Origin of the sequence: Psychrobacter sp. CAL346-MNA-CIBAN-0220, assembly GCF_040309805.1 — a bacterium.
Taxonomy (GTDB): Bacteria; Pseudomonadota; Gammaproteobacteria; order Pseudomonadales; family Moraxellaceae; genus Psychrobacter.
Genome location: NZ_JBEOPF010000178.1, coordinates 1 through 279, shown reverse-complemented (window position 1 = coordinate 279; position 279 = coordinate 1). Strand labels below are relative to the sequence as shown.

General features: G+C 39.8%; 1 pseudogene. It reads left to right on the top strand.

What is annotated here, in order from left to right:
- A pseudogene (locus AAEY88_RS13215) lies at positions 1-279 on the top strand (mechanosensitive ion channel family protein); the annotation flags it as partial.

Below are 279 nucleotides of genomic sequence, written 5' to 3'. Positions count from 1 at the left end.
ACTATATTCGAGTGACGACATTACCTGCTCAGGTTTCTAATTTAGGGTTATTTCGTCGCTATGCTGAAGGCTATTTAAAGCAGCACAGTAAAATTAATACGTCGCTTACGTTAATGGTACGAGAGCTACAACCACTAAACCATGGTTTACCTATTGAGTTTTATTGCTTTAGTGAAGACAAACGCTGGATTTCGTACGAGCATTTACAAGCCGAAATAATGGACCATTTACTTGCGGTATTACCCGTGTTTGGGCTTAGGGCATATCAAAGTGTTAGTG